The organism is Aestuariirhabdus haliotis, from assembly GCF_023509475.1.
In the GTDB taxonomy this organism is placed as follows: domain Bacteria; phylum Pseudomonadota; class Gammaproteobacteria; order Pseudomonadales; family Aestuariirhabdaceae; genus Aestuariirhabdus; species Aestuariirhabdus haliotis.
The window spans coordinates 23,674-38,713 of record NZ_JAKSDZ010000029.1; the positions used below are offsets into that span (position 1 = coordinate 23,674).

Annotated in this window: 9 protein-coding genes; 3 read left to right on the top strand and 6 right to left on the bottom strand. The window is 53.0% G+C overall.

Annotation, left to right across the window (positions count from 1 at the left end; translation table 11 throughout):
• Positions 1-52: 52 nt before the first annotated feature.
• The 3 genes from MIB40_RS14380 to MIB40_RS14390 all read right to left on the bottom strand — a co-directional run bounded on the left by MIB40_RS14380 (position 53) and on the right by MIB40_RS14390 (position 4,316).
• Positions 53-1,594 carry an ABC transporter substrate-binding protein gene (locus MIB40_RS14380; protein ID WP_249695566.1) on the bottom strand — a complete coding sequence of 514 codons (1,542 nt, stop codon included), beginning with the start codon at positions 1,592-1,594 and terminating at the stop codon, positions 53-55.
• 100 nt (positions 1,595-1,694) lie between these two features.
• Positions 1,695-3,428: an ABC transporter ATP-binding protein gene (locus MIB40_RS14385; protein ID WP_249695568.1), complete on the bottom strand. Its 1,734-nt coding sequence runs from the start codon at positions 3,426-3,428 to the stop codon at positions 1,695-1,697.
• Between the two features lie 357 nt (positions 3,429-3,785).
• Complete coding sequence (locus MIB40_RS14390; protein ID WP_319941678.1) at positions 3,786-4,316, bottom strand: 2'-5' RNA ligase family protein; 531 nt, start codon at positions 4,314-4,316, stop codon at positions 3,786-3,788.
• A gap of 44 nt (positions 4,317-4,360) precedes the next feature.
• Here MIB40_RS14390 and MIB40_RS14395 point away from each other — a divergent pair, with 44 nt between their 5' ends.
• Positions 4,361-4,744, top strand: a complete 384-nt coding sequence (locus MIB40_RS14395; protein WP_249695572.1) for a hypothetical protein — start codon at positions 4,361-4,363, stop codon at positions 4,742-4,744.
• 12 nt (positions 4,745-4,756) lie between these two features.
• Here the strand turns inward: MIB40_RS14395 and MIB40_RS14400 are convergent, their stop codons facing one another.
• On the bottom strand, positions 4,757-7,750 hold the full coding sequence (locus tag MIB40_RS14400; RefSeq protein ID WP_249695574.1) for a DUF748 domain-containing protein: 2,994 nt from the start codon (positions 7,748-7,750) through the stop codon (positions 4,757-4,759).
• Positions 7,751-7,955: 205 nt separating this feature from the next.
• Between MIB40_RS14400 and MIB40_RS14405 the strand changes: the two genes are divergently transcribed.
• Both MIB40_RS14405 and MIB40_RS14410 read left to right on the top strand, forming a co-directional pair.
• Complete coding sequence (locus MIB40_RS14405; protein ID WP_249695576.1) at positions 7,956-9,344, top strand: MATE family efflux transporter; 1,389 nt, start codon at positions 7,956-7,958, stop codon at positions 9,342-9,344.
• A 134-nt stretch (positions 9,345-9,478) separates the two neighbouring features.
• Positions 9,479-10,027: a hypothetical protein gene (locus MIB40_RS14410; RefSeq protein WP_249695578.1), complete on the top strand. Its 549-nt coding sequence runs from the start codon at positions 9,479-9,481 to the stop codon at positions 10,025-10,027.
• Between the two features lie 30 nt (positions 10,028-10,057).
• Here the strand turns inward: MIB40_RS14410 and MIB40_RS14415 are convergent, their stop codons facing one another.
• Positions 10,058-11,014 (bottom strand): AEC family transporter, encoded by a 957-nt coding sequence (locus MIB40_RS14415; protein ID WP_249695580.1) that lies wholly within the window; start codon positions 11,012-11,014, stop codon positions 10,058-10,060.
• A 434-nt stretch (positions 11,015-11,448) separates the two neighbouring features.
• Positions 11,449-14,628, bottom strand: coding sequence for a bifunctional proline dehydrogenase/L-glutamate gamma-semialdehyde dehydrogenase PutA (gene putA, locus MIB40_RS14420; protein ID WP_249695582.1), 3,180 nt, complete (start codon positions 14,626-14,628; stop codon positions 11,449-11,451).
• Positions 14,629-15,040: the final 412 nt, after the last annotated feature.

The following is a 15,040-nucleotide window of genomic DNA, read 5'->3' on the forward strand; positions in this document are numbered from 1 at the left end:
TGCCGGCAGCATGCTGCCGGCAGCATTAGGAAGGTGAAACAAGCGCTAGGGCTTATTCAACAACCAGGTCTCCCAGATAAGGGAAGTCCATTACGTTAACAACCGCGTCCAGCTTGATGTTCTTACGAGCACCCCAAGCCAGGTTCTGCCAATGCAGAGGTACAAATGCAGCCTCTTCATACAGAGTACGCTCAACTTGTTGCAGCATAGCTGCGCGCTTGGCAGGATCGGTTTCACTGGCAGAATCCTGTATCAGCTTGACCACAGCTTCGTTGCAGTAGTTACCGCTGTTGTACTGACCCCAACCGGTTTCCTTGCTCGGGCAAGCCGTCAGGAATTCGGTAAAGTTAGCGGAATCTTCAGTATCCGCATGCCAGCCGATCATCATCATGTCAGCCGCACGCTTATCAAACTCAGGCCAGTACTGGGCTTTAGGCATGGTCTTGAGATCAACTTTGATGTTGATTTTAGACAGCATGTTAGCCACAGCTTCGGCGATTTTGGCGTCGTTCACGTAGCGGTTATTAGGCGCCATCATGGTTACTGTAAAGCCTTTCTCGTAACCGGCATCCTTCATCAGCTGCTTGGCTTTCTTGATGTCGTAACGTGGCTGCAAAGAAGCATCATAACCCGCGTAGCCTTTTGGTCCCTGCTGAGCCGCTGGGGTCGCAAAACCGCGCATGATCTTCTTGGCGATAGCTACGTTGTTGACCGCATGAACAATCGCCTGACGAACACGAGCGTCCTTGAAGGCTTCGACACGTTCCTGATTCATCTGGAAGGTGATAACACGAGTACCGGGCATGGTAACCAGCTGAGTGTTGTCATTCTTCTTGATACGATCGTGGTCGGTTGGTGGGACCGGAGCAATAAAGTCAACATCCCCGGAGAGCAACGCCGCAACACGGGTTGGGCCTTCCTTGATAGGCGTCAGGACAATGTTTTTCACATTACCTGGTGACTTGGTGTCCCAGTAATCGGCAAAGCGCTCAAAATCAACACGCACGCCCTGCTCTCTTTTCGCTACCTTGAAAGGTCCGGTGCCGGATTCATTACGTGAAGCAAAGGTGTCACCGTGCTTTTTCAACATGCCTTTATCTTCGCTGTTCATGTAGAACTTGCTGTCCATCGGGAAGATGTAGGTCGCAGCGTTCAACACCAGAGGGAAAGGCTCTTTGGTGACCAGGTCAACGGTATGATCATCAATGACGTTCAGCGCTTCAAAAGGACCAAAAATCGCTTTGAAATCCGGGCTGGCCAACAGGCGGTCCCAGGTCCATTTAACGTCGGCAGCGGTCATGGTGTTGCCTGAATGGAATTTCACGCCCTGACGCAGGTGGAAACGAACGGTACGATCGTCGATACGCTCCCACTTTTCCGCCAGACGAGGCTCCATACCCAGATCCTTGGTCCAGCGCACCAGTGGATCGAACACCATGTGCGAGTACTGCAGGGTTCCGCCAGACAACTGCTCATGGGGATCCATCGATACCGGATCAGCGTCATAGGCCATTTTCAAGGTTTTGGCTTGAGCCCCAAGGCTCATGCCGGCGGCCAGTACGGCTCCTGCCAGAATGGCAACTCCTCTTTTCATGTTATTACCCCTAAGTAGTATGGATAGTAGCCGCAAAGGCGACCTTTATTATCAGGTTCGAGTATAGACTCCTACCTGGCCGTCATTGCATGACGGTTTATTACGCAGCGCCTCCTGCAACAATCTCCAGCCCCTCACGGGAAAGCCCTTCAAGGCGTGGGATCAATGACAGCAAGCTTTGCGTGTATTCGTGTTGTGGCGAGTTAAACAGGGTTTCTGTTTCCGCCACTTCAACCAGTGCCCCATATCGCATCACCCCGATGCGATCGCACATCTGGCGAATCACCGGTAAATCGTGGCTGATAAACAGCATGGTCAAACCCAACTCATCCTGCAGATCCTTGAGCAAATTGAGAATCTGGGCCTGAACCGACACGTCGAGCGCAGAAGTCGGCTCATCGCAGATCAAAAAGCGTGGACGAGTCGCCAGTGCACGTGCAATAGAAATACGCTGGCGTTGGCCTCCAGAGAATTCATGGGGGAACTTGACCCCGGCTGCGCTGCCCAATCCCACGTGATCCAACAGATCTCCGACGATGCTTCTGATCTGCTTCTCATCCTCAGCCAGATTATGGAAACGAATTGGCTCAGCGATAATGTCGCTGATGGTCATCCGGGGATTCATGGAAGAGTATGGGTTCTGAAAAACCATCTGCATCTGTCGACGAAAGGGGCGGCGCGCCCGCTCACTCATGGAACTGATCTGCTGTCCGGCAAAGGTTATGGTCCCGGAATCTTCTTTGTACAGGCCTGCGATAATTCGTGCAATCGTCGACTTACCGCTACCACTTTCACCCACCAGACCAAAGGTTTCCCCTTCCTTGACCGTAAAAGAAACGTTACTGGAGGCCTGCACATATTTGCGGTTTTTTTCCAAAAATGCGTGCTGGGTTTCAAAGCGCAGATTGACGTTCTCGACGGTAAGAATATCGCCGCCTTCACGGCTGAAATCCATATCCTTGCCCAGCCAATGGGTGGCCAGGTCTATCTTGCTCGGCTCAACATCGGCACCTTCGATGTAATCCACCAGGGGAAAACGAATCAGCTTGATATCTGAACGCGGGACCGCACTGATCAGGCTTTTGGTATAAGCATGTTGCGGACTGCCCAGAATTTGCTCGGTCGAACCACTTTCAACCATCTGACCACGATACATGACGCAGACACGATCGGTGACATTGGCAATAACCCCCATATCGTGGGTCACAAAGATGCAGCCAACCTGCTTCTCTTTGCACAGACCACGAATCAATTCGAGTATCTGGTCCTGAATTGATACATCCAGTGCGGTGGTAGGCTCATCGGCAATAATCAACTCGGGCTCACTGCACAGGGCAATGGCGATCACCACGCGTTGACGCATACCGCCAGAAAACTGATGGGGATACTGCTTGATGCGAACTTCTGGCTCAGGAATACCAACCTGCTCCAGCATACTCAGGGCACGCTTATAGGCTTCTTGTTCACTCACATTCAAATTGATAGTAATGGTTTCAACCAGTTGCTGCTCGACGGTGAACAACGGGTTGAGAGAGGTCATAGGGTCCTGAAAGATGAACCCGATACGGTTACCACGAATTTTACGCATGGACTCAGCATCGAGTCCGGAAATGCGTTCACCGTTAAGATGAACATCGCCCAAGGCAACCCGCCCCGGGGGGCTCAAGAGGTCAATAATGCCGTTACCAATCGTGGATTTTCCGGCGCCACTCTCGCCAACAAGGCCGACAATTTCACCAGCCTCAACTTCAAAACCAATATCATCCACAGCCACAGCCACCCCATGACGGGATGGGAATTCAATGCGTAGATTCTTAACATCTAACAGCGGCATAACTTCCCCTGAAACCAGACGCCTTCTGGCGATTATTCAACATAGTAGGGTCATTCCATAACCACTAGTGCCAAGCACCACTGACAACAGCAGCGCCCCTCCCGAAAAAGAATGAACGAGAGCCAAGTATTCTAAGCGGGCAGGTCCGACGTAAGTAACTACCGAAAGCCCTTTGTCGAGCTACCCTGACATGCAGATCGGTGCTTTTCAATAGCTGTAGGTATATCTACTTATAGGTACAAATCCCTATTTCCGCGAATTTGCGAGGCTGATTACAGAAGCACAGAGACCGCCCGTAATACCTGAATCGAGGCCACGAAATTCCGGCATGACAACCCAGTTTGGCCATTACGGGGGTTAGAGCCAACGAGTCAATACTGAGGGATACCGCACCCCATGGAGCGTACTCAGGCTTTGGCGTAGAGACAGGCTGAACAACTCAAAGTCAAAGGGAGGCACCTCAATATCGGCCAGCACCCTGTGATCAATCCTCCTAACTCTTCTGGCAATGGTTATGTGAGCCCGTAATGGGGAAGGATTTCCCAATGCCTCTGCGATCGCTTCCAACTGTCCCATCGAGTAAACCGACAAGGTTAGTGCGCCAGGACGGCGCTGATCCGGTAGCCATAAAAACGAATCCGCTCTGACGGGAATTGAAGCGGGGCAGGCTATGACCTTGAGCCTCTCTTTAAGGGCCGGTGTTTGCTCAACGCCCACCGTTCCAAGAAAGTAGAGGGTGATATGGTAATTCTGCTTCGGCACCCATTTCGCCTGCGGAAACCTAGGGGCCAACTCGCTTGCTACCCAATCGGCCAGCAAATCTGATGCCGGCGGCAAATCTGCACTAAAAAAAAGCCGTAAGGGTTTATCTGCATGGGTTGTCGTCAAACTCTCGCCCTCCCCGTGTTACACTCAGCGTCCCATGATCTGAATTGAGTTTCGACCCTATGGCCACCAACGGTGAATCCGCTGCACTCTGGCTTGCTGAGAATACCAGTCACTTGTCCAGACAACGTATCGAACAGGTCAGAAACAATGTTTTTCAGAAACTGGAAGTTCTGAACGAAGATCACCCCGACGCCCCGGGCTTGCTAGAAGCCCTGGAAGTGCTCGACCAACATCTGGAATCAGACGCGGAACCTCAAAACATGCCAGCGCCACCAGCCCCTCCATCGAGCCCCTCAGACTCGATCAGCGAGTCCGCAGGGCTGGACCTGTCACCTCTGATACCTGAGCAGAGCGAAGCAAACCCGCTCGATCCTGACGAGAAACGAGCGCGCTTTCAGGAATTGCTTGCCCAGAGCCGAACCTCATAGCAAGCCCACAAATCAATCGGTCAAGCTCAACACTATCTGCACTCTTCCTTGCTCAACCGGCGCGTCACTATTGACTTCGAGCAGGTACAGATTTTCAGCCGGGTATTGCAAAGCCTCCACCAGATAACGACGCACCTCAGCCGCACGCTGCTGGGCCAATTGGCGCAGCACCGACGGTTGAGGCTTGATATCCCGGATCAATACCTGCTCCATCTCTACCAGTGACGGTAATGTGGCTGCTTGAGACGCTTCCTCACCCAGATACTCCCGGAAACGTTCAACGACCAGGGATTCCTTCAACTCGGTGGGCACAATCAAGTCATTTGGTGTTCCAGGAACAGATTTACCTTCCGCTTTAAGCCGCTGCCAGGCCAACGTCTGCAACTGCTGCTGCCATTGCAGTTGTGCATACACCGGCCAGTCGAACGCCTGATTGGAGCCACCGGTTAATTCCAATTTGATGGTCGGCCGCTCGGCCAATGCCGTCGTCAAGGTTTGCAAGCGCTCTCGCACCTCAGGTGATAATTCCTGGCTACCCGCTGGAAAGCCGATATTGCCATAACTCTCCGCGTCCTCACCCAACAAACTGCCCAATGCCCTGAAGGGAGAGCTGATGATATTGGTAATCAGGTTGATGAAGGCTTTGGCCACCAGGGAGCCATAGCTGAACTCGGGGTTATCCAGATCACCACTGACCGGGAGATCAATATCGATACGCCCACTGCTGTCTTTCATCAGGGCAATGGCCAGGGTAACCGGCAAACTGGTGGCATCCGGGCTGTCGGTGCGACTTCCCAGCGTTAACTGGTCCAGCACCATTTTGTTGTCCCCTTGCAACTGTCGGTTCTCCAATTGATATTGCAGGTCGAGAGAGAGCTTGCCCTTATCAATGCGGTAACCGGCAAACTTGCCTGAATAAGGCGTCAGGGTCGTCAGCTCGACGTTTTTGAAAGACACCCCCAAATCCGTAAACGCCTCCGCGCTCAGGGGGTTAATAGCCCCCTTGATGACTACCGGAGCATAACGATCAACCTTACCCGATATGTCGACCACCGCCCTGGCATCGATATCGGAACTTAAGCCATCCACCCGTCCGTTAAGCTGGAAAATTCCGGTGGCAAACTGTGGAGTCAGGCTAAGGTCGGCAAAATTGGCTTCACCCTCTACAATCTCTATGCGTCCTATGGATACATCAAAGGGTTTCTCGTCTTCAGTCCCGTTTTCTCCAGAAGAGGTCGTCTCGTCCGCCGGTTCATCCGCTGCTGTTGGCGAGCTCAGAATCTGGCTCACATTCACGCTAAGATCCGGGTAGATAATGACCCGGGCATAGGGCGTATTGGTGGCAATACGGGCAATCGACAACTGCCTTTGCTGTTGGTCAAAAGCTATCTCCTCGACCAGCAACGCTTTCCATTTAACAAACTCCTGATAATCGATAGTGTCTCGAGTGACCAGCTCATCGACCCCCAGATGACCGCCTAGCTTCAATTGAGGTTGTTCGCCGCCTTGCCACAACAGATGCCCATCGAGGCTGGCTTTACCCTGCTCCAACTGAACCTGAAACAATGGGTCAAGGTAGGATTGAAGCCGCGACAGGTCAAAGTCCTTCACTGAAACATCCATCTCCACTCGCGGGCTAAACCAAAGCTGACCTGACAAAGACAGCTGAGCACCATCATCCACCTCAGCGCCGACATTGAAGGCCAGGGGTTGATTCTGTGGAAACGTTACAGGTCCGCCTTGTAATGCCAATGGTTGAAGGGTCCACGAGGGTGAGGGGTCGAGAGACTGATCGCTAAAATCGATTTGATAGTTGGATAACTCAAAGGAGGTCAGCGCAACCTCCCAGGGCAGTTCCCCCTTCTCAACAGCCATATCCTCTGCGGCAGCCGAGGCCGAAGTCCCGGCGCCCTGCTCAACCATCGCGTTTTCGGCCGTTCTCACCCTGGCAAACAGACCCAGCAAGTCTATTTCTCCGGTCCGCTTGAGCTGACTGGATATCTGAGCGTCCCGGCTGGATAGTTGGTCAATCACCACTGTCTGTTGACCCGAGTCTATCGAGATCCCCTTGAAGGCCAGCTCAGGAATCGAAATCAGATTATCCGCCGCTCGCTTATACCCCAGATTGAAATCACTGAGCTGAAAGAGCCCCTTCTCAATGGAGAACACCGGCCGGTCACCCGAACCGTCAAAGGTATAACTTGCCGACAGAGAAACCTCGCCCTGAAATACTTCGAATGCAAATTGCTCCTGCCAGTATTCCCACAACCTCCGTACACGAACGCCTTCCAGCTTAAGCGCCCCCTCGGAGCGCAGCGGCACCAGACTAAGCTGTCCCTGCCAGCTTAACGAAGTATCCTGGTCGAGTCGGGCTTTAAATGAATATGGCGCCTCCTCAGCCTGAGCTCGGGTACTGAAGTTAAATAGCTCCAGATTGAGCGGAAATAGATCAGCTTTGTAGGGTTCTTCCCTGGAACGATCGTCAAAGAGAATCTGACCCTGACTGATGTTCAAATGCTCAACACGCAAGGGCAAAGGAGAGGCATCCTCACTTGCTTCCGGATCACTCCCCCCGTTCGGGTCCACAGCAATTTTCTGGATCAGCTGATCCCAGTTCACTTCCTGTTGCTGATTGATGACCAAGGTAACCAGTGGACGATCAAGCTGAAAGCGCTCGAGGACCAGTTGACCAATAAAGAGATGTCGCACCGAAAGGTTGAGATGAAGGTGATCGAAGGCAAGCTGACGCTCTTGCTCTACGCCACTGAGTTCAAATCGCCGTAATGACAGGCTGAAATCGAAGGGATTAATCTCCAACCGACCCAGACTCGCCTCCTGCCCGGTCATTTCACTGACACGGGTTTCGAGCAACGAACGCATGGGCTCCGGCAGCACCAAAAAGCCAACAATACTGTACAAAACCAGGGCGATCAGGCCATAGATTGCACGTCGCTGCCAACTACTGAGCTGGTTCCAATAACGACTCCCTGCAGCATTACTACTCATAAGGCATCCCTTACCTCAAACTCATATGGCTAGTGATTCAATCAGTTGCAAGAATTGTAGCAAGGTTCCATGGCATTAAAATGAAAGGAATGTCCGCTTACAGTCTGGAGCAGGAAGATCACGGCCTGTAAAAACACAGTTGTTTCACTTTAACCAAGGCCCCAATACAATAGCCAGCCTCCGGCATTCAAGGCACCGACCCTCCATGTCCTCCTCCGTATTGTTAACTGAAGTTCGCAGCATGCTTAGCCTGGCGGCGCCGTTGTCGCTTATTTTTCTGGGACAGGTGGCTATCGGGGCTACAGACACCATTATGATCGGACGCCTGGGCTACGAGACCCTGGCCGGTGCGGCACTGTCACTGAACATTTATCTGCTGTTATCGATGATCGCCATCGGTCTTACCGTTGCCGCCACGCCCTTACTGGCCCGTGCCGCCAGCGCACAGGATCATGATGCACTGCGCCAGTGCATTCATCACAGCGTCTTGATCGCTCTTGTGGTCAGCTTTTTACTGAGTCTGTGCCTGTATTTTGTTGGACCCGTGTTACTTTTACTCGGGCAACAAGCCACTCTGGTCGCGATCGGCGTCGAGTACATGGATATTATGCGTTGGAGCCTGATACCGGCGATGTTGATGATCGCCCTGCGAAACCTGTTTTCGTCTCTTCAACGCCCCTTACCCGCATTGCTCGTGATGTGCGTTGCCGTGATATTAAATATCATCCTTAACTACATACTGATCTTTGGCCACTGGGGAGCACCGGCCATGGGCGTACAAGGCGCCGGAACCGCCAGTGTGATCGTTAACCTGTTTATGGCTCTGAGCCTGTTGCTGATCGCAGCCATACGACCAGAGATTCGACCCTATAAGCTCTTCAGCAGCGGGTTTGTTTTCGATCCCGTATTGACCACAAAACTACTGCGCATCGGAGGCCCTATCAGCCTCGCTTTTTTGCTCGAAGAGGGGCTTTTTTCCGGCTCGATACTGCTAATGGGCTTTATCGATGGAGCCTCGGTTGCCGCCCATCAAATTGCCATTCAGGTCGCCGCCATTACCTATATGTTTATTCTGGGTATCGGCAATGCTGCTACGGTCAAAGTGGGTAGCGCGATGGGGAACCACTCCCACCTGGGAGTGGTGCGGAGCGGCTGGATCGCAATGGGTTTGGCCTCCTCCATTATGCTCTTGCTGGCTTTGTTCATCTGGAATTTCCCGCAACTGATCATCTCCCTGTTCCTGGACACCCAGGACCCTGAGAACACCCGGGTCATTCAGCTTGCCGTAAGCTTTCTTGTCGTGCTGGCAATATTCCAGGTGCTGGACGGTATTCAGCTGACTGCCGTCGGGGCACTGCATGGCTTTCCCGATACCCGTATTCCGATGCTAATGGGTGCTCTAAGCTTTTGGGGCATCGGCTTTGGTATGGCTATCTTGCTCGGTTTCGTCCTGGACTGGCAAGGGATAGGTATCTGGGTCGGCCTGGCTTCCGGATTGGGCGTCATGGCCATACTGGCAAGCTGGCGTTTCTATCACCTGTCACATCGTTGTGAACTCTATTTCGACCGCCCCAGAGACAACCCTATTGGCTAGGCCTGTGTTTTTGAACACTTATTAAAAACCCCAAATCGCGGACTAATTTGTCTAAAAGCGCTCTGTACTCGTCGATTGTCTATTTTATAATCAGCCATTAACAACCTGACAACGACAGACTGCCGGTACCTGCCATGAAGCGACTCTACTATCTGGCTGATGACCTCGAAAGCGTGGACCGTATTTCCGAGGACCTGCATGCCGAAGGCATCTCCGACTGGCGTTTTCACGTCTTCAGTAAGGATAACGATGGCCTGCTGCACCATCATTTGCACTCCGCAACGCCCTTGCAGAGCAGCAATATTATCTACAGTGGAGAACGGGGGGCCATCGTCGGGGGCCTGAGCGGCCTGTTAATCTGCCTGCTAATGATTGGCACCCAGCCCATTGGCGAGCAGATATCAAGCACAGCCATCATCCTTATCACTGCGCTCTGTATCCTGGGCGGGGGCTGGCTGGGCGCATTGAGCGGACGCAATCAGCAACATTACAAAATTTCTCGTTTTCAACCGGCTATCGAGTCGGGCAGGTACCTGATTATTGTTGATATCCGCCGCCATGAAGAGCTGGCGGTGCGAGGCGTGATGCAACAGTACCATTCGAGCGTCCCCCTGGCGGGTGTTGATTCCTCTATCACCAACCCCTTTGCCACAGGCTCAAACTCCCCACCACCTCCTGCCTGACCAGACTCAGCTCAATGCAGGCGTCCGGCCCTAGGCGAGCTGTAGTAACCTCAAAATAAAGATGCCTGCACTGATACTCACCAGAGAACCCAGTGTGGTAATCAGGATGATGCTCGCGGCCAGCTCCGAATCACCGCCCATCGCCCGGCTCATCACAAAACTGACCGCCGCCGTCGGGCTGGCAAACATAAGAAACATAATGCCCAGGGACTCGCCACGGAAACCAAGCAGCAAGGCCCCGAGAGTCAACACAAAAGGCAATGCGACCAGTTTGAGCAATGAGCTCCACAACGATAAAACGGATGCCTTTCCCAGCGTCTTCAAGCTCAAAGTGCCACCGATCCCTAACAGGGCCAATGGCAACGTCATGGCGGAAAAGTAACTACCGGTTTTTAACAACACCTCGGGCAATTCAACATGAAAATGCGCCAGCAATACCGCCAGTCCAATCGACAGTATCAAGGGGTTCTTGGCAATCCCCAGAGCAATGCCACGCCAATTTATCCGCTCACCTTGCCGGTTGGCCGCCATCAAGGCAAAAACCGACAACACATTATAAAGGGGGGTCAGCGCCGCCATTAGCAAAGAAGCCATCGCCAGACCAGGCTCACCGTACATATTGGCCGACAACGCCAGCCCGGTTATCCCCAGGTTGCTACGGAACGATCCCTGGACAAAGACGCCGCGTTGCTTCCCCTGGCTAACGACCAAGCCCGACCCCCACCAGAGCAACAGAAACAGTATCAGGGTGCCTGACAAGGCATACAGCAGCTGTAGTGGATCCAGCACCAGGGAAAGGTCCAGCTTGATGATGCTAATGAACAACAAGGCCGGCAGAGTTACGTTGAACACCAGCTTTGAAGACACTTCGATGAAATTTTCATTGATAAAGCCGATTCGACGCAAAAAGGCACCGAGAAACACGATGACAAAAATCGGCACTGTAATCTCTACAGTAAACACCAGTGTTTGCAGGTAAAGGTCCACAAAAACTCCAGGCAATGAGGCGCTGTTATTGTAACGCCATAACTCTGAATAGAGCTATCTACGCTAAACAAAACACCCTGTTAGACAACTTTTTTATGACGGCTGGCCGGCAGCACAAAAGACACTATGGTTAAAATGTGCACGTTTTATGTGGCCATCCGTTGGCACAGGAGGGATCTACCATGACATTGAAAGAACTGGATGCTCTTGAGCACCGTATTGGAGATGTGGCGCTTTGGGTGATTCTCGCTTTGGTGGCGGTCATCACCCTGATTACGCTATCGGCTTAGGGACAGACAAATAACAACCTTAACATCGGGTTGCTCTGACCCGGTGGGGTGCTTTGTTGTTCTATCATCCATCCCTCCCTTTCTGGAATCTGACCTCTCAAGCCATAAATAAACCTGACATTAACGCCTCATCAGGTGCTGCCATCAGGCCAGCTCGCTTTCCAGTGACAGCAGGCTGGCGTTCCCCCCCACAGCCGTCGTATTAACGGTCAGGGTTCGCTCACTGGCAAACCGGTAAAGGTAGCGTGGCCCACCGGCTTTGGGGCCAGTCCCCGAAAGCCCCTGGCCTCCGAAAGGCTGCACCCCTACCGTCGCACCAATCTGATTGCGATTGATGTAGATGTTACCTACCCGTACCCCTTGCTCAATGCGTCTGGCCGTAACCTCATTACGGGTATGTACCCCCAGCGTCAGACCATAGCCGGAAGCATTAACCTCTTCGATTACCGCATCAAGTTGTTCCGACTTGAAGCTGATCAGGTGCAGAATCGGACCAAAATTTTCCTTGTGCAACTCAGCCATCGAATCAATACGGAAAGCGATGGGCGCTACATAACAGCCTTGCTGAGCCACGGTTGTCGCCAAGGGGGTTTCGGCGATGACCTCAGCCTTCTGGCGCATCGTGGCAATATGCTCATCAAGCATCTGCTGAGCTCGCTCATCGATTACGGGCCCCACATCGGTGGTATGGAGCCTGGGATCCCCCACCACCAGTTCCGCCATAGCGCCTTGCAATAACTCTGTCACCCGAGGTGCCACGTCTTCCTGCACGTAGAGCACCCGTAGCGCCGAGCAGCGTTGCCCGGCGCTTTTGAAAGCAGATTCGACTGCATCTGCAACCACCTGCTCGGGCAACGCAGTACTATCGACAATCATGGCGTTCTGACCACCGGTTTCCGCAATCAAGGGAGCAATTGCCCCGGTTCGATTAGCCAGGGTACGGTTAATCCGCTGCGCGGTGTCCGTCGATCCGGTAAAGGCTACACCGGCAATACGTTCATCCTGCGTGATGGCATTACCCACCTCAGCACCCTCACCAGCCAGCAAGTGGATCACTCCCACAGGTACCCCTGACTGGATCAACAACTCTACCGCTCGGGTGGCAATCAAGGTTGTTTGCTCGGCAGGCTTGGCAACGACGGTATTACCCGCCACCAGTGCAGCCACTACCTGACCAATAAAGATGGCCAGAGGAAAGTTCCAGGGGCTAATGCAGGCAAAAACACCACGCCCCTGCAGTAGCAACTCGTTAGATTCCCCCGTAGGCCCGGGCAATTGCATAGGGTTTGCAAAATGCAGGCGCGCCTGCTGGGCGTAGTAACGGCAAAAATCGACCGCTTCACGAATTTCATCGAGGCTGTCATGAATGGTTTTCCCCGCTTCCAGATGACACAGAGCCACCAACTCCGGACGATGAGCCTCCATAAGGTCTGCCATGGTTTCAAGGCAGGATGCCCGAACATCAACCGATGTTTGGTTCCAGCCATCAAAGCTCGCCGCAGCACTGTCAATCGCCCGGACGACATCATCGGCACAGGCCCAGACCGCCTGCCCCACTTGCTTCTTGCGATCAAAAGGGCTGAACACAGGATTCGGTTTTTCGCTCTGGAGCGGTACCCCGTCTATCAGGGTGCCTCCCTGCCACTGTTTCTCGCCTTCTATGGCGACCTGCTTCGCCAACGGCTGCCATTGGCTCTCGATATCAACATTAATGCCCGCGGAATTAAGACGTTCTGCCTCTAAAATATCAGCTGGCAAGGGAATACGGTCATTATTCAGACTCTGATGCGCCTGTAGCTGTTCTGCCGGATGTCGCACCAGGCTGGACACTGGGGTATTGGCATCCACCAGACGGTGGACAAAGGATGAATTGGCACCGTTTTCCAGCAGTCGGCGAACCAGGTAAGGCAACAGATCCTTGTGCTGGCCAACGGGGGCATAGATACGAACCCGGGCCGAATCGTTTGCCATGACCACGTCATAAAGCGCGTCTCCCATTCCATGCAGGCGTTGAAATTCGTAGCTATTGCCCTTGGCGAGAGACTTAACACTGGCCACGGTGTGAGCATTATGGGTCGCAAACTGCGGGTAGATATTGCGCGCCGCCTCGCTAAACAGAAATTCTGCACAGGCCAGATATGACAAGTCTGTGGCCTCTTTGCGTGTGAAAACAGGATAGGACGCCAAGCCCTTTTGCTGGGCTAACTTGATCTCAGTATCCCAATAGGCACCTTTAACCAGACGCAGGGGAATGACATCGCCCTGCTCTCTAGCCAACGCGCCCAACCAGGCCAGCACCGGTAACGCCCGTTTGGAGTAGGCCTGCACCACCAGACCAAAATTACCCCAGCCTCGCATGGCGGGACTTTGATACAGCTTTTTAAACAGCTCCAGAGACAGCTCCAGTCGATCCATCTCCTCGGCATCGATAGTAATGCCCACGTTGCAGGCTCGTGCCGCTGATGCCAGCTGCAAAACCGAGTCATAGAGCTCTGTCAATACACGCGCCTTTTGACCGACTTCATAGCGAGGATGTAAAGCCGACAGTTTGATAGAGATCGATGGCAGGTCTCGGGCCGTTCCGGAAAGCTTCGAATTATGCTTCCCGACCTTCGCTATAGCCTGCAAATAAGACTGCAAATACCGATCAGCATCGTCCGCTGTCAGGGCCGCCTCCCCCAGCATATCGAATGAATAGCTGTACCCCTGGGCGATTTTTTTACGCCCGTTCTTCAATGCTTCGTCGATATTACGACCCAGTACAAAATGCTTACCCATGATCTTCATCGCCTGATTCATCGCTCTGCGTATCACGGGCTCACCCAGACGGTTGAGCAGACGATGGATCACCGGGGCTGGCCTGCCATCGACGCGGCTGTCCAGAGTAACGACCTTACCGGTCAGCATCAGGCCCCAGGTGGAGGCATTCACCAGCACAGATTCACTGCTGCTCAAGTGATGTTCCCAGTCAGCCACACTCAATTTGTCACGAATCAGTGCCGCCGCGGTATCGGTGTCGGGTATTCGCATCAGCGCCTCGGCCAGGCACATCAATAAAATACCCTCCTGGGTATCCAGACTGTATTCCAGCAAGAGTGCATCGATCATATGCATGGCGTCATCATTGGCCCTGACCGCCTCAATCAAACGACTCCCTTCCCTGGTGATAACATCCATGATCGAGGAATCCGGGGTTGCCAACTCGAGAAGCCCCTGTAGCAACAACGCTTCATCGACAGAATAACTGTCGACTATCTCCGTCCAGAGCGAATCGGTATCACGTCGGAGAAAGTCTGGGGTCAACACGTCGCGGGGCTTAAACATAATCCATTCCTGATGAAGTTATCGAGTCGATGAAAGTTCCGTTCAGGAACTGATTGGTGACGCTGAAACAGAACTCAATGGCGTTATCTCAACTTTAGCCAGTACGCCGATACAGCGTCTTGCAAAAAAGTGCTATTGAATGTCAAAAAACGCGCAGGAACACTGAGGTAATACTAGGGCATCTCTGAATAATTCGAATAGCGCACTGCGGAGCCTGAAAACCGCTTTTATCAAGGCGAAGCTCGCCATTCATGTCCAGACCCGGATAAGGGCTTCAACACAGAGAAAAGGGTTTTCAGGCCCGCCCTTCGGGGCTTACAGGCGAACCCAGACTCTTTGTTACGCCTTCTTGAAAGGTCTCGACCTTACGGCAAAGGCGTGCCGCGACTCTGAATTCGCCTGTAAGCCAGAG

What these genes read in the sequence shown, in the direction of transcription:
- MIB40_RS14410 (WP_249695578.1), top strand. Translation starts at nt 9,479, where the DNA reads ATGAAGCGACTCTACTATCTGGCTGATGACCTCGAAAGCGTGGACCGT.
- MIB40_RS14385 (WP_249695568.1), bottom strand. Translation starts at nt 3,428, where the DNA reads ATGCCGCTGTTAGATGTTAAGAATCTACGCATTGAATTCCCATCCCGT.
- putA (WP_249695582.1), bottom strand. Translation starts at nt 14,628, where the DNA reads ATGTTTAAGCCCCGCGACGTGTTGACCCCAGACTTTCTCCGACGTGAT.
- MIB40_RS14400 (WP_249695574.1), bottom strand. Translation starts at nt 7,750, where the DNA reads ATGAGTAGTAATGCTGCAGGGAGTCGTTATTGGAACCAGCTCAGTAGT.
- MIB40_RS14405 (WP_249695576.1), top strand. Translation starts at nt 7,956, where the DNA reads ATGTCCTCCTCCGTATTGTTAACTGAAGTTCGCAGCATGCTTAGCCTG.
- MIB40_RS14380 (WP_249695566.1), bottom strand. Translation starts at nt 1,594, where the DNA reads ATGAAAAGAGGAGTTGCCATTCTGGCAGGAGCCGTACTGGCCGCCGGC.